Here is a 14,292-nt window from a genome sequence, read left to right as displayed (position 1 = left end):
ATGCCTGGCGTTCACGGCAATGACCGTAACCGCCAGGAATGATGACACTCACGCCATGTCTATCGCGCCGGAGGCTGTTCGCCCAGGGGCACCACGGCCACGGTCAGGCGCGATACGCAACTGGCCTTGCCCTCGTCGTTGGTCAAGCGGATGTCCCACACTTGGGTCGTGCGGCCGATATGAATGGCCCTGGCCACCGCCGTTACGCGCCCGCTGCGCACACCGCGCAGGTGATTGGCGTTGACCTCCAGGCCCACGCAATAGAACTTGCTCGCATCGACGCACAGGTAGGCCGCCACGGAGCCGAGGCTTTCGGCCAGTACCACGGAGGCGCCGCCATGCAACAGGCCGTAGGGCTGATGGGTGCGGTGATCGACCACCATGCTGGCGGTGATGGATTCGTCGTCGAAGCTTTCAAAGCGAATATCCAGCAATTCACCGATGGTGTTTTTCTGGCTCGCGTTGAGCTGTTCGATATTCGGTTGCGTGCGCCACAGGCTCATGGGACTGTCCTTATTGGTTTTATTACGATCCTAATCCTGACACACAACAGCATTCCAGATAAGCGCTATAGCTTATGGATTTTCAACGCTGACCAGGCTCATCAACCCTGCCAATGGGAAGTCACCCTCCAACAGCGCGAGGCTGGCGGTATGCATCGGCTGCGGCTGACGCGAGTGACCGTGCTGCAAAAAGCTGATCAGGTTGCCCACCAGGGGCTGATGGCTGACCAGCAGCACGTTGTCATCGGTATCGAGTTTTTCCAGCACCTGCGCCGGGCTGTCCTCTGGCGTCAGCCACGGCACCGTGCAGACCGGCGGCTCGAAACCCAACGCCTCGCGAACCAACTGCGCCGTCTGCTGCGCCCTCGCATAAGGGCTGGCGATGATGGCACTGAGCGGCTGGCCGATCAGGTGCGCGGCACTGCGCAATACTTCGGCCCGGCCATGCTCGGTCAGGTTGCGCTCGGCGTCAGTGCGCGCATGAGCTTGGGCTTGCCCGTGGCGCAGGATCCACAATTTCATAGCTTGGGCTCTTCATCACGTACCGGGTGCGGTGCTGGCGGCACGCTATGCGCGGCTTCACCTTCCGGTGCACGCGGGGTTGGCCAATCAGCGAACGGCCAGGGTTTTTGCTCGGAGTGGAAGCTGCCGAAGCGACCGATCTGCGCAAGGAACTGGCTGAGGCTGTCGCCAACGTTCATCAGGCTCAGGTTCGGCGCGCCATAGATCAACCGGTAAATCAGTTGCACCACCACCAAGGCGCCGAGCACGAACTGCGCCACCTGCCACACCAGGGCAAATACCAGCATCCACAGGATGCGCAGCACAATGGACTCATACTTGGGGGCTGCTTTCGAATCGTTCATGCCGCGTTCCTCAGTTGAAACCGCTGGTGGAAATAAAGTCGACATCGGTTTTTGGCTCGGCGCGCATCAGCAGCTCGATCACCTGGTTCAAGGTGCGCCCTTCAAACAGGATCGCGTGCAGCCCGGCAACCAGCGGCATGTACACCCCGACTTCCTGAGCCTTGGCCTTGAGCACCTTGAGGGTGTTGACCCCTTCGGCCACTTCGCCCAGGCGGGTCACGGCCTCTTCCAGGCTCAACCCCTGGCCCAGCGCGAACCCGACCTGATAGTTACGGCTTTTCGGCGACGAGCAGGTGACGATCAGGTCGCCGACGCCCGCCAGGCCCAGGAACGTCATTGGGTTGGCGCCCTGATTCACGGCGAAACGGGTCATCTCCGCCAGAGCACGGGTAATCAGCATGCTCTTGGTGTTTTCGCCCATCCCCAAGGCCACGGCCATGCCGGCGATGATGGCGTAGACGTTCTTCAGCGCACCGCCCAGCTCGACGCCGAACCGGTCGGCACTCGCGTAGACGCGGAAGGTGCGACCGTGCAGCACCGCCTGGACGCGCTCGCACAGTTGCTCGTCTTCACTGGCGACCACCGTGGCGGTCAGCGCATGCTCGGCCACTTCCCGCGCCAGGTTCGGCCCGGACAGCACACCAATGCGCGCCTGGGGAGCGATCTCCTGGAGGATTTCGCTCATCAGCTTGAATGTCTGCGCCTCGATACCCTTGGTCAGGCTGACCAGCAGCTTGCCCGCCAGGCGTTCGGCGTGGGGCGCCAGCACCGAGCGCAAGGCGCTGGAAGGCAGCGCGACAAAGCACAGGTCGCAGGCCGTGAGGGTTGCTAACAGATCGGTAACGGGTTCGACCGCCGGATGAATCTTGATGCCTTTAAGGTAACGCGGGTTTTCCCGATGCACGCGAATGGCCTCGGCCTGCTCGGGATCACGCATCCACTGGCGCACGGCGTGGCCGTTCTCGGCCAGCAGGTTAGCCACGGCGGTACCAAAACTTCCGCCTCCCAGGACCGCGATAGGGCGCTGTTCAGTCATATGCAATCCGTTAATCCATACCAGTGGCGATGGCGGCATTATACGGGGCGACCTGCTTGCGGCCAGCCCCCGTGTGAATTCGTGCGCTTGTCGGAAAATGCCACACTTGAATGAAGTTATTGCAGGTCTCACGACTGGCAAAAGGCCTCACCTCAGTTAACATGGGCGGCTATCCGCAATTATCAAGGCCGCGCCGTGTACCTGGGCCCTCCTCCCCGCTCATCCCTGCTGTTGATGCTGCCGTTGACCCTGGCGTGCAGCGCCAGTGCGTCGGCCGACGATCTGTTCCTCGACAGCCAACCGCTGCCGCAGGTATTGACCGCCACCCGTCTCAAGCAATCGGCCGCGGCCGTACCCGGCAGCATGACCGTGATCGACAGCGAGTTGATCAAGGCCAGCGGTGCGCGTGACATTGCCGAGCTGTTGCGCCTGGTGCCCGGGATGATGGTCGGCTACACCACCGGCAACCAGGCGGCGGTGAATTACCACGGCACCAGCGCCAGCGATGCACGGCGCATGCAGGTCTTGATCGACGGACGCTCGGTGTACCGCGCCGGCCTGGCCACGGTGGACTGGAGCGATATTCCAGTGGCCATGGAAGACATCGAGCGCATTGAGGTGTTTCGTGGCCCCAATACCGTCAGCTACGGCGCCAATGCGCTGATGGCGGTGGTCAATATCCTCACCCGTTCACCGGCCAACAGCCAGGGCACGCGGGTAAAGGTCATCCGCGGTGAGGGCGGGATCAACGATGTCTATGCCAGCCAGGGCGTGGGCTGGGAAACCGGCGACCTGCGCCTGTCGCTGTCCGGGCAACAGGACGATGGTTTTGACAGCGATGCCGCCGGTGCCGACCGCCGAGACAGCCGCCGCCTCAGCCGCTTCAGCCTGGCCGTCAGCCAGACGTTGAATACGCAACAGAGCATCGACTGGCAGCTGGACGCCAAGGAAGGCACCAATCAGCGTCCCTATACCTACACTCCGGTGTTCGCCGGGATTACCGAGGGCGGCACCAATTCCGACGTCACCGCCAAGGACTACGCGGGCTCAATGCGCTGGAATTTCGACTTCAACCCCGACCACAGCCTGTATATCCAGGGGTCGGCCCAGCAATGGAATCGTCGGCAGATCTGGAAAGCCTGTGACGCCAAGGTCTCGTTCAGCCCCGAACTGACCCAGCTGTGGCAGCTCAACCCCAACTACGCCGAAAAGCTGGCGCGGCACATGGATCAGTTCAGCCAGGGTAGCGCCCCGCCCGGCAGCGCCGCCGAGCAGGCGCTGGGCAACCAGGTACTGGACCAATGGCGCAACGGCGCCAGCCAAAGCGTGTGCGGCGATATCGACCAAAGCACCCAGGAAAGCCGCTACGACCTGGAGCTGCAAGACACCCTCAGCCTCTCCGACAGCCTGCGCCTGGTCAGCGGAATGAATTACCGCTACGACCGCGCCGACTCCGACACCTACTTCAACGGAACGCTGGACGACACCACCTGGCGCCTGTTCGGCCACCTGGAATGGCGCGCCAGCGAACACTGGCTGCTGCAAGGCGGCGCGATGTACGAAGACACCCACTTGAGCGGTAATTCGCTGACACCCCGCGTGGCGGTCAACTACCTGATCAACCCGCGCCACGGCCTGCGGGCGGTGTACTCCGAGGCGATCCGTTCACCGGACATGTTCGAGAACAACGTCAATTGGAGCTACCGCGTCACCAACCTCAGTTCGCCGGTGTATGGGCAGAATTCCGGGCAATATTTTGTGGTAACACGCGGCCCGGGCAATCTCGATAAAGAGTTGATGCGCTCGCGCGAACTGGGCTACAACGGCTTCTTTGCCGACCTCGGGTTGAATGTCGACGTGAAGCTGTTCTATGACGAAATCACCGACATGATCAGCTCGCCGTTGCGCAACAACCAATACATCGCCAGCAACGCCAACAGCTCGCGCTTTACCGGTGCCGAATCCCAATTCGACTGGCGCGTGAGCAACGCCGACCGCCTGCGCCTGACCTACGCTTATGTCGACGCGAGCACCAGCAACCCACTCGACAAGGCGCAGACCGCACGTAACAGCGGCTCGGCCGGCTGGTTGCGCGAATGGGGCCACGGCTGGTCCAGCGCCTTGTTCTACTATGGTGACGACGCACTCAACGAGTATCGCTTCGAACGGGTCGACCTGCGGGTGGCCAAGCGCCTTGCCCTGGGCAAAACCAACGTGGAGCTGGCTGGCATGCTGCAACAACGCCTCGATAACCAGCCGACCACCTGGCCCGACAACCATTACGACCATCGCCATGTGCTCTACTTCAGCGCGCAGTTAGAGTTCTGACATGGGCGCCCCGTCACGGATGACCCTCCCTGTCGTTTCAAGGCTGTGGCGCAAAGGCTTGCTGCTGGCGTGCCTGCTGTTCACGAGGCCCGTGTGGAGCGCGGAAATCCTGCTGACCGCCGCCGAGGACGGTGCCGGCGTCCAAGCCTTTACACAGGCCCTCGCCCAGCAGCGCCCCGAAGACCATGTCTCCTTCACCCTGCTGCAAAACCTGCCGGCGCCGAGCCAGTTGCCCGCCACTACCCGCCTGATCCTGCTCGACCTGCCCGGCCTCGACTGGCGCTTGCAGGACAGCCAGGGCCCGCCGACCCTGGTGCTGCGCATCAGCCGTCTGCAAGCCCAGCAACGCCTGGGCGGCGCTCACCCGGCAAAAATCAGCCTGTTGTGGAGCGATCCGCCGCTGACGCGCCAGTTGCGCCTGATCGCCAGCATCTTGCCCCAGGCCCGGCGCATCGGTGTGCTTTACGGTGCCGACAGCGAATTTCTGCTGCCTGAGCTTAACCGGTACGCGGCGCCGCTGGGCCTGGAAATCGTGCCGCAACGCTGGGACAACACCAATGACAGCCGCCCCCTGCAAGCCCTGTTCAAGAACAGCGACGTGCTGCTGGGCCTGGACGATCCGCAACTGTACAACCCTAAAACCGCCAAGAACCTGTTATTGAGCAGCTATGCCCAGCAATTGCCGTTGGTGGGGCCCAATGCCGGGTTTGTCCGCGCTGGGAGCCTGGCCAGCACTTACAGCGACCAGCCTGACTGGCTCGCGGTACTCGACCGGCTGCTGGACCACCCGCCTGCCAACTGGCCGCGCACGCTCTACCCGGAACATTTCAAAGTGGTGGGCAACCCGCAAGTCGCGCGCTCACTGGGCATCGAACAGGTCGACGAAGCTGCCGTCGCCGCCCGCTTGGCCGAAGGAGACAGACGCCCATGACCTTGCGCCGTCGCTGGGACATCAACACCCGCACCCAGCTCATTACCCTGGGGCCCGCGCTGTTGCTGACCTTGCTGTTGATCAGCTTCTTTACCTTCGTGCGTATCCAGGACTTGCGCCAGGAACTGGACCACACCGGCCAGTTGATCGCCAACCAACTGGCGCCGGCCACCGAGTACGGCGTTATTTCCGGCAACAACGAGGTGCTCGACACCCTGCTGCGCGCGACGCTGGCCACCCCCCACGTGCGCTTCCTGGAGATTCAGGACAGCGCCGAGAACATTCTGGTGTACGTCGAGCAGCCGTCGGAGAAACACGACCGCTCACTGTCGGTGAAGGTGTTCCAGGCACCGATCCGCTTGCAACATATCCAGTTGGGCAATGACTTTTTCCAGGACAATCTCAACGAACCCACGGCGCCGCGCGCGGATTACCTGGGCCGAGTGATCGTCGGGATGTCCAACGATGCGTTCAGCCAGCGCCAGCAGGAAATCCTGTTCAAGGCCGGCGTCCTGGCGCTGTTCGCGCTGTTGTTCACCTGCCTGCTGGCGCGACGCCTGGCCGCCAGCCTGTCGCAGCCGATCAGCGCCATGGGGAATGCGGTGAAGGCCATCCAGCAGGGCGACTACAAGACACCGCTGCCGATTGTCGATGACTCCGAACTGGGCGATCTGGCGCGGCACATCAACAACCTGGCAGCCGGCCTCAACCAGGCCAGCCGTGAACAACAGCAGGCCATGGCCCAGTTGATCCAGACCCGCGAAGAAGCCGAGCGCGCAAACAATGCCAAGTCGGACTTCCTGGCGATGATGAGCCATGAGCTGCGCACGCCCATGAATGGCGTGCTGGGCATGCTGCAACTGCTGGAAACCACCGAGATGACCGAAGAGCAGGCCGAGTACGCGGCGCTGGCCTCCGAGTCCACCGAGCATCTGCTCAAGGTGATCAACGACATCCTCGACTTTTCACGTATCGAGCGGGCCGCGCTGGAACTGGAACATATTTCCTTCAACCTGGCCGAGCTGATCAGCAGTTGCGCCCAGGCGTTCCAGCACAGTGCGCAGCAACGCGGGCTGGCCCTGGAGCTGCCGATTCCATCGGGCATGGAAGCCCTGCGGGTGCGCGGTGATCCGACGCGTATCCGGCAGATTCTGGTGAACCTGATCGGCAATGCCTTGAAGTTCACCGAGCACGGCACGGTACACGTGCAGCCCCACTGGCAAACCCTGGACCATGAACTGGTGTGGTTCACCTGCACCGTGCGCGACAGTGGTATCGGCATTTCCGCCGAGCGCCTGGAATTAATGTTCGACGCGTTCCAGCAAGCCGACAGTTCCATTTCAAGACGTTACGGCGGCACCGGCCTCGGCCTGCCGATTGCCCGTACGCTGGCCGAACGCATGGGTGGCACCCTGCGCGCCCAGAGTGAAGAAGGCCGGGGTTCGGTGTTCACCCTGGAAATTCCGCTGGCTATCGATCAACAGAGCCTGCCCGCCATCGCCCCGGACGCCGTGGGTAAAACCAGTGCAGGCGACGGGCGGCACATACTGCTGGTGGAAGACAACCCGGTTAACCGTACCGTGGTCGAGGCTATGCTGCGCAGCCTGGGCTTCGAAGTCAGCCTGGCCACCGATGGCGCCGAGGCGATCCGCAGCGCCGAAAGCCTGATCTTCACGGCCATCCTGATGGACTGCCGCCTGCCATTGATCGACGGCTACGAGGCCACCCGGCGCATCCGCCAGCTGCCGGGCTGCGCCGATCTGCCGATTATCGCCCTGACCGCCAACGCCTTGCAGGGCGACCGCGAAGCCTGTCTGGCAGCCGGAATGAACGATTACCTGGCCAAACCGTTCAAACGCACGGATTTGCAGCAAATCCTTCAGCGCTGGGTGAACTAGCTGTGGCGTTCAAGCCAAGTCCGACTGGCGTGGAAGACGAAAGTGCGGCAGTCTTAGGCACCCGAACGGGCCGATAAACAGGTCCGGTTTAACATTTCAGTGAACAAGTGTACATTGAGTACCTTGACGCTGTGACTTTCACTACAACGCAATAGTCTATGTGTAGGCTACCGCTATGAGGCATGAACGCTTCATTCGGTTCGGGAAGATTTGCCCTACCCTGCCGCATGGGATTATTGAGGAGCTCGCATGACCAAACAAAACGCCTTTACTCGGGAAGACCTGCTGCGCTGCAGTCGCGGTGAGCTGTTCGGCCCAGGTAACGCGCAACTGCCCGCCCCGAACATGCTGATGGTGGATCGCATCACCCATATCAGCGAAGAGGGTGGCAAGTACGGCAAAGGTGAATTGGTCGCCGAGCTGGATATCACCCCTGACCTGTGGTTCTTCGCCTGCCACTTCGAAGGAGACCCGGTGATGCCGGGCTGCCTGGGCCTCGATGCCATGTGGCAACTGGTCGGCTTCTACCTGGGCTGGCAAGGCCTTCCGGGTCGCGGTCGCGCCCTGGGTTCGGGCGAAGTGAAGTTCTTTGGCCAGGTCCTGCCGACCGCCAAGAAAGTCACCTACAACATTCAAATCAAGCGCGTCCTCAAGGGCAAGCTGAACCTGGCCATCGCCGACGGTTCGGTGACTGTCGACGGTCGCGAGATCTATACTGCCGAAGGCCTTCGGGTCGGCGTATTCACTTCCACTGACAACTTTTAAGGGTTATCCGCATGCGCCGCGTCGTTATCACTGGTCTGGGCATCGTTTCTTGCCTGGGCAATGACAAAGAGACCGTCACCGCTAACCTGCGTGCAAGTCGCCCTGGCATCCGCTTCAACCCGGAATATGCCGAAATGGGTCTGCGTAGCCAGGTTTCCGGCTCCATCGACCTGCCCCTCGAAGAACTGATCGATCGCAAGATCTATCGCTTCGTCGGCCACGCTGCCGCCTACGCCTACCTGGCCATGAAAGACGCGATCGCCGACTCCGGCCTGAGCGAAGACCAGGTGTCGAACGTACGTACCGGCCTGATCGCCGGCTCCGGCGGCGCATCCACCCTGAACCAGATGGAAGCGCTGGACATCCTGCGCGAAAAAGGCGTGAAACGCGTTGGCCCGTACCGCGTCACGCGGACCATGGGCAGCACCGTTTCGGCTTGCCTGGCCACACCGTTCCAGATCAAGGGTGTCAACTACTCGATCTCCTCGGCCTGCGCCACCAGCGCCCACTGCATCGGCACTGCCGTTGAGCAGATTCAACTGGGCAAGCAGGACATCGTATTCGCCGGCGGCGGTGAAGAAGAACATTGGAGCCAGTCGTTCCTGTTCGACGCCATGGGCGCGCTGTCCACCCAGTACAACGAAACCCCGGAAAAGGCCTCCCGCGCCTACGACGCCAAGCGTGACGGTTTCGTCATCGCCGGCGGTGGCGGCATGGTCGTGGTCGAGGAACTGGAACACGCCCTGGCCCGTGGCGCCAAGATCTACGCGGAAATCGTCGGCTACGGTGCGACATCCGACGGCTACGACATGGTTGCGCCAAGCGGTGAAGGCGCCATCCGTTGCATGCAGATGGCGATGTCCACCGTGGACACCCCGATCGACTACCTGAACACCCACGGCACTTCGACTCCGGTCGGCGACGCCAAGGAAATGGAAGGCGTACGTGCGGTATTCGGGGACAAGGCGCCGAAAATCAGCTCCACCAAGAGCCTGTCAGGTCACTCCCTGGGCGCCGCTGGCGTTCACGAAGCGATCTACTGCCTGCTGATGATGGAAGGCAACTTCATGGCCGGTTCGGCCAACATCGACGAGATCGACCCGGTCGTCGCCGATATGCCGATCCTGACCAAGACCGTTGAAGATGTAAAAATCGACACCGTGATGAGCAACAGCTTCGGCTTTGGTGGCACTAACGCCACCCTGGTGCTGAAACGCTGGCAGGGCAAGTAAGGCCTGTAGCTTGATCCAATGAAAAGCCCCGACTGGTTCGTAATGCTGTTCACTTAAGCATTTGAGCTAAAGCGGGGCTTCCTAGAAAATCCGATGCCAGACTTCTGGCATCGGATTTTTTTATGTCTGTTCAACAGGACCTGCTCGACCTCGGCGACCTTTTCAACTTCTGCGACCTAAGCACTTTCACCCAGAACATCCCCATTGAATGGGTTGCGTCTGCGCTGGATCTATCCAGTCAGGCGACTATTCGTCGGCGTCGCTTGCCCGCCGATCAGGTGCTTTGGTTGGTGCTTGGCATGGCGTTGTTTCGTGATGAGCCTGTCCATGAGGTCGCTAGACGGTTGAACATTTGCGCTCAAGGCCTCGCCTCCGACCACTTGTTGGCCCGAAGCGGCGTCACTGAAGCCCGCAAGCGACTAGGGGCCGATCCCGTTGAGTGGTTATTCCGTAAAACCGGCACTCAATGGGGCTCGGAGCGCTACGACGAGGACGACTGGCACGGGTTGCAGGTCTTCGCGGTGGACGGTGCGCTCTTGCGCACGCCGGACACACCCGAGCTTCGAGATCATTTCGGGTCAGGAAATACGCCCAGTGATCGTCAGACTCCCTTCCCCATGATGCGCTTGGTAGCGCTGATGAACGTGCGTTCGCACTTAATCCTGGATGCACAATTAGGGCCTTACCGGCGCAGTGAAATGCGCTTGGCCGACGAGTTTTTGCAGCAAGTCCCCGACCACTCCGTGACGCTATTCGATAAAGGATTTTAGGGCGCAGAAATGCTGTTGAGCCTGAGTAACACCGGAACCCACCGTCATTGGTTGATTCCCGCCAAAAAAGGCATGGTCTGTGAAGAAGTGATCCGTTACGGCGAGCACGACCGCTTGGTGCGCATGAAGGTCTCACCGCAAGCCAGAAAGAGAAATCCGGCTCTTGGCACCCACTGGGAAGCCCGCGAAGTCAGCTATGAAATCCAAGGCAGATTAAAAACTGTCATGACGTCGTTACCAGCCAACACCTACAGCACCAAGGTCGTTGCCAAACTTTATCAGGAACGCTGGGAAATCGAATTGGGCTTTAGGGATATCAAAAGCTCTATGCAGCAGAATGCCGTGACCTTGCGCAGTAAAAAAATCGACTTGGTCTATCAGGAGGTCTGGGGGCTTTTACTCGCTTACAACGTGATTCGCCGGGAGGCCGGTCAAGCAGCGGTAGCGTTTGGTCGAGCTCCGTCGGACATACGCTTTAAGCCCGTTTGCCAGTATATCGCCGTGCAGTTGATCGTGATGGCGGCAGCCAATCCGGTATCAGCCACAGGCAGACGCTTGGCCGAACTAAGGAAGGGTATCGGCAGCTTGTTTCTGGATCACCGCCCCAGACCTGCAAGGCCGAGGACGGTGAAGATCTCAAAAACCCGATTTCCAGTGGATCGCAATGCTGCTCCGCTTAAGTGAACAGCATTACGACTGGTTCGGGGCTTTTTTGTGGGCCATTGAATGAGACCGAGTCACCTGCATCGGGGGCTTGCCCCCCGATAGGCATAGGTATCTACACAACTTTTGTAGCAGCCTACGGTAACCACGATGCGAAGCGAGCCGCTCTTGATCTTGCTCCTGCTCTTGATCTTAGGCGCCCCGTTAAACCACGCTGGCCGCAATCCGACAGTGATTTGGGGGGTAAACCGGCAGGGATGCCGGTTTAGCCGCCCCGCGCCATGGATGGCGCGTGTCGGCGGCCCCCCAAATCAATGTCGGATTGCGGGCACACCGAGCCGGGGCGAGGTGCCGAGTGGTGGGGCGAGGACCTTTTGGTTACTTTTGGGTCCTTCCAAAAGTGACACGCTGTAAAAGCGGAACCGCCAGCCGCCGTTACCGCAGCAACGGATATGTACTCGCTCTGATCCAACATCCTGGTCGGCTGTCAGGCCGCTATCGGGGGCAAGCCCCCTCCCACATTTTGGTCGCGGGGCGTCAATTAGAGAGGCTTCGGCTCCTGAGCCGTCACAGGTTCAGGAGCGTGCCAAAATTGTGTAGATACCTATGCCCCCGATAGGGCCACCTCAGCCCCAGCCCTACACCAAAAACCGCGCCACCGCTGTACGTTAACGGCGCCTTCCGTCATTACACAAAACCAAAACCCGCTATCAGTGCGCTCCCTCATCGCGAGGCGACTTGGGCAGAATGGCCAAAAAGTTATCCCGCGCGACCTTGTGGGCAACGTCTTCAGGCAATGCATCAAGGAAGGGATCAAAGCGACGCATTTCCTTACCCAGCTTGTTGAAGCGTCCCACCACGTCAGAGCCCAGCATAAAGCGATCCGGGAAACGCTCTACCAGCTTGACCCACTCCGGCCGGGGCTTTCCGGCATCATCCAGCAAATACGGGGTGAGCATGCTCCACGATAGGTCGATATACAGGTTGGGGTAGGTTTCCAGCAGGCGATTCAAGGTGGGCAGCAAGAACTCCATTTGCACCTGATGGCGATGGATTTCCTTGCTGGTGCCGGCGTGGGCCCAGATAAAGCGCGTGTGCGGATGGTTGCGCAGCGGCTGCTCGATTTCGGCCAGGTACAACGGGTTGCGCTCGCGCTTGGAGGTGATGTTGGAGTGCACCATCACCGGCAGGTCGTTCTCCGCCGCCAAGTGATAAATGCGCGTCATGGCTTCGTTGTTGGCGCGTGGTGTGTCACCCGAGGTCAGCGCGGTGAGGTCGTCGTGGCGGGTAAACACCTCGCCTATGCCCTGCCACAGCCCTGGGTTGAGGTCGAGCATGCGTTGGATGTGGGCAGCGGAGTTCTTGTCGTTTGGATTGAAACCGGCCAGGAACGGATGAAAGTGCTGGCGCTGTTCGGGGGTCAGCTTATTGACCGCAGCGGCGACGATGACATCGGTGGCGCTGTACCAATAGGCATCGGCGTCATCGCCTGCGTAATAGCGCGGGCGCTTGGGTTCGTCCTCATGCCATTTCTTGGCCACGGGAATGCCGGAAATCATCACATGTTCGATGCGATTCTCCGCCATGGCCTTGAGCAGCTTGTCCATGCCTGCGGTTTCCTGGAAAAAATCCACGTAATGCAGGTGCGCATCGCTGTAGGCATACTCGCGGGCCTGCGCGGCAAGGCTGCTGGCGGCGAGCATCAGGGCAAAACTCACACGGGTCCAGAGCACGGTGATACCTCGATAGGGGCTGATACGGGTAGACCCTACGCCACACATCAGGGTTCAGCACGGACAAAAACCTGGAACGCCCCGGCGTCGGCATGTTCTATTACTGCATGACCGTCATCCACAGCCTTGTGAGGTTCGCCATGCCTGTTACCGTCAATACGTTGAACGCTGAGAATTTCCGTCACAGCGTCGCTATCAACAACCACGAGCTGTTTACCGACCTGCCCAAGAGCCTGGGAGGTGACGATTCAGCGCCCTCTCCCCATGATTACTTCGATGCTGCGCTGGCATCGTGCAAGGCCTTGACCGTCAGGCTCTATGCGCAGAAGAAAGACATTCCGCTCACCGGCGTGACGGTAGAAGTTACCCACGACGCCGCCGAAGAGCAAAAAGGTAAGTACAGGCTCAACGTCAAGCTGACCCTCAAGGGCGTGCTCACCGACGCTCAGCGCGATGAGTTGCACCGTGTCGCCGACAAGTGCCCGGTGCACAAACTGATGACCACCGCCGAAGTCAGCATCGAGACCACACTTTCGGAAGGCGCCTTCAGCCAGTAACGCCAACTCTGTCCGAGCGGGTTATGCTCAGCGTCATCCAACCCGCTCAGACAGGGATGCCCCCATGACCACGCTCACCGTGATCCGCCCTCGCCCCGAAGATGTCGAGGGCCAGCCTATCCTGCGCCCACTGCCCTCGCGTGAATGCCGCAGCGTCGGGCCTTTCGTGTTTTTCGACCATATGCTGCCGACCCGTTACGCGCCGGGCAGTGGGATGAATATCCGCCAGCATCCCCATATCGGGCTGTCGACCCTCACCTATCTGTTCGAAGGCACCTTGCAGCACAAGGACAGCCTGGGCTCGGACCAAGTGGTGCAGGCCGGCGAGGTCAGCTGGATGACTGCCGGCAGCGCGATTGCCCACGTCGAGCGCACGCCCGAGGCGGTCAAGGCCAGTGGTTTTACGCTGCATGGGCTGCAAGTGTGGCTGGCATCGCCCAAGCACCACGAAACCGGGCCTGGCCACTACAGCCATCATCCGGCGGCAAGTTTGCCGGTCAGCGATAACCTGGGCGTGCAGGTGCGCCTGATCGCCGGCAGCGGGTTCTGTCTCAAGTCGCCCGTACCGGTGCTGTCGCCCACGCTGTATGCCGACGTGCGCATGCAGACGGCCACTACCCTGCTGATCCCGGATGAGCACGAGGAGCGCGCGGTGTATGTACTGGAGGGTGACGCGCAGTTGGACGGTGAGGTTCTGGAGGCACGCAGCCTGGTGGTCTTACCGAGTGGGCAGGAGATGACCCTGTCTGCCGAGAGTGCCTGCCACCTGGTGATACTTGGCGGCGCGCCGCTGGATGGGCCACGGCGGATCAACTGGAACTTTGTGGCCAGCGATCCGGCGGTGATCGAACAAGCACAGCAGCGCTGGGCGGCTGGGGATTGGCCGACGGTGCCGGGGGAGTCTGAAAGGATTGAGTTGCCTGTTAGATAGTCATCGGGGGGGCAAGCCCCCTCCCACATTTGCAATGTATTCACAATCCAAGTGTGGGAGGGGGCTTGCTCCCGATAGC

The 14,292-nt window shown here is 60.9% G+C and carries 12 protein-coding genes and 1 pseudogene; 8 read left to right on the top strand and 5 right to left on the bottom strand.

The features are described 5' to 3' along the window. Positions 1 to 59: 59 nt before the first annotated feature. From C4J93_RS09195 to C4J93_RS09180, 4 genes are all read right to left on the bottom strand, one after another. Positions 60 to 503, bottom strand: a complete 444-nt coding sequence (locus tag C4J93_RS09195) for a hotdog fold thioesterase (protein WP_124361999.1) — start codon at positions 501 to 503, stop codon at positions 60 to 62. Positions 504 to 575: 72 nt separating this feature from the next. Then, complete coding sequence (sixA, locus tag C4J93_RS09190; protein WP_124403569.1) at positions 576 to 1,025, bottom strand: phosphohistidine phosphatase SixA; 450 nt, start codon at positions 1,023 to 1,025, stop codon at positions 576 to 578. After that, the gene (locus tag C4J93_RS09185; protein ID WP_124429148.1) at positions 1,022 to 1,369 is read right to left on the bottom strand and encodes a DUF4389 domain-containing protein; all 348 of its coding nucleotides are present in this window, start codon (positions 1,367 to 1,369) and stop codon (positions 1,022 to 1,024) included. The genes sixA and C4J93_RS09185 overlap by 4 nt, the downstream gene beginning before the upstream one ends. 10 nt (positions 1,370 to 1,379) lie before the next feature. Then, entirely contained in the window at positions 1,380 to 2,405 is a 1,026-nt protein-coding gene (locus C4J93_RS09180) for an NAD(P)H-dependent glycerol-3-phosphate dehydrogenase (protein ID WP_124361996.1), read from the bottom strand. A 195-nt stretch (positions 2,406 to 2,600) separates the two neighbouring features. Here C4J93_RS09180 and C4J93_RS09175 point away from each other — a divergent pair, with 195 nt between their 5' ends. From C4J93_RS09175 to C4J93_RS09150, 6 genes and pseudogenes are all read left to right on the top strand, one after another. Continuing rightward, on the top strand, positions 2,601 to 4,733 hold the full coding sequence (locus C4J93_RS09175) for a TonB-dependent siderophore receptor (RefSeq protein WP_124429147.1): 2,133 nt from the start codon (positions 2,601 to 2,603) through the stop codon (positions 4,731 to 4,733). 1 nt (position 4,734) lies between these two features. Beyond that, the gene (locus tag C4J93_RS09170; protein ID WP_124429146.1) at positions 4,735 to 5,664 is read left to right on the top strand and encodes an ABC transporter substrate-binding protein; all 930 of its coding nucleotides are present in this window, start codon (positions 4,735 to 4,737) and stop codon (positions 5,662 to 5,664) included. Further along, positions 5,661 to 7,562 carry an ATP-binding protein gene (locus C4J93_RS09165; RefSeq protein ID WP_124429145.1) on the top strand — a complete coding sequence of 634 codons (1,902 nt, stop codon included), beginning with the start codon at positions 5,661 to 5,663 and terminating at the stop codon, positions 7,560 to 7,562. Before C4J93_RS09170 ends, C4J93_RS09165 begins: the two co-directional genes overlap by 4 nt. A 249-nt stretch (positions 7,563 to 7,811) precedes the next feature. Beyond that, entirely contained in the window at positions 7,812 to 8,327 is a 516-nt protein-coding gene (fabA, locus tag C4J93_RS09160; protein WP_003210552.1) for a 3-hydroxyacyl-[acyl-carrier-protein] dehydratase FabA, read from the top strand. An 11-nt stretch (positions 8,328 to 8,338) separates the two neighbouring features. Beyond that, positions 8,339 to 9,559, top strand: a complete 1,221-nt coding sequence (gene fabB, locus C4J93_RS09155; protein ID WP_124366438.1) for a beta-ketoacyl-ACP synthase I — start codon at positions 8,339 to 8,341, stop codon at positions 9,557 to 9,559. Between the two features lie 122 nt (positions 9,560 to 9,681). After that, positions 9,682 to 11,013: pseudogene (locus tag C4J93_RS09150) on the top strand (IS4 family transposase). Positions 11,014 to 11,702: 689 nt separating this feature from the next. On the opposite strand, the gene C4J93_RS09145 reads toward C4J93_RS09150, so the two are convergent. Continuing rightward, positions 11,703 to 12,695, bottom strand: coding sequence for an amidohydrolase family protein (locus tag C4J93_RS09145; protein ID WP_372238173.1), 993 nt, complete (start codon positions 12,693 to 12,695; stop codon positions 11,703 to 11,705). A gap of 170 nt (positions 12,696 to 12,865) precedes the next feature. Here C4J93_RS09145 and C4J93_RS09140 point away from each other — a divergent pair, with 170 nt between their 5' ends. Continuing rightward, positions 12,866 to 13,282 carry an OsmC family protein gene (locus C4J93_RS09140; RefSeq protein WP_124361989.1) on the top strand — a complete coding sequence of 139 codons (417 nt, stop codon included), beginning with the start codon at positions 12,866 to 12,868 and terminating at the stop codon, positions 13,280 to 13,282. Positions 13,283 to 13,346: 64 nt separating this feature from the next. Continuing rightward, complete coding sequence (locus tag C4J93_RS09135; RefSeq protein WP_124429143.1) at positions 13,347 to 14,213, top strand: pirin family protein; 867 nt, start codon at positions 13,347 to 13,349, stop codon at positions 14,211 to 14,213. Positions 14,214 to 14,292: the final 79 nt, after the last annotated feature.

It is taken from the genome of Pseudomonas sp. R2-37-08W (assembly GCF_003851705.1).
GTDB lineage: Bacteria > Pseudomonadota > Gammaproteobacteria > Pseudomonadales > Pseudomonadaceae > Aquipseudomonas.
This window is presented reverse-complemented; position numbering and strand designations above follow the sequence as displayed.

Bases quoted from the DNA above. Each gene is read 5' to 3' on its own strand.
- C4J93_RS09195 (WP_124361999.1), bottom strand. From the start codon at position 503: ATGAGCCTGTGGCGCACGCAACCGAATATCGAACAGCTCAACGCGAGC.
- sixA (WP_124403569.1), bottom strand. From the start codon at position 1,025: ATGAAATTGTGGATCCTGCGCCACGGGCAAGCCCAAGCTCATGCGCGC.
- C4J93_RS09185 (WP_124429148.1), bottom strand. From the start codon at position 1,369: ATGAACGATTCGAAAGCAGCCCCCAAGTATGAGTCCATTGTGCTGCGC.
- C4J93_RS09180 (WP_124361996.1), bottom strand. From the start codon at position 2,405: ATGACTGAACAGCGCCCTATCGCGGTCCTGGGAGGCGGAAGTTTTGGT.
- C4J93_RS09170 (WP_124429146.1), top strand. From the start codon at position 4,735: ATGGGCGCCCCGTCACGGATGACCCTCCCTGTCGTTTCAAGGCTGTGG.
- C4J93_RS09165 (WP_124429145.1), top strand. From the start codon at position 5,661: ATGACCTTGCGCCGTCGCTGGGACATCAACACCCGCACCCAGCTCATT.
- fabA (WP_003210552.1), top strand. From the start codon at position 7,812: ATGACCAAACAAAACGCCTTTACTCGGGAAGACCTGCTGCGCTGCAGT.
- fabB (WP_124366438.1), top strand. From the start codon at position 8,339: ATGCGCCGCGTCGTTATCACTGGTCTGGGCATCGTTTCTTGCCTGGGC.
- C4J93_RS09145 (WP_372238173.1), bottom strand. From the start codon at position 12,695: ATGCTCGCCGCCAGCAGCCTTGCCGCGCAGGCCCGCGAGTATGCCTAC.
- C4J93_RS09140 (WP_124361989.1), top strand. From the start codon at position 12,866: ATGCCTGTTACCGTCAATACGTTGAACGCTGAGAATTTCCGTCACAGC.
- C4J93_RS09135 (WP_124429143.1), top strand. From the start codon at position 13,347: ATGACCACGCTCACCGTGATCCGCCCTCGCCCCGAAGATGTCGAGGGC.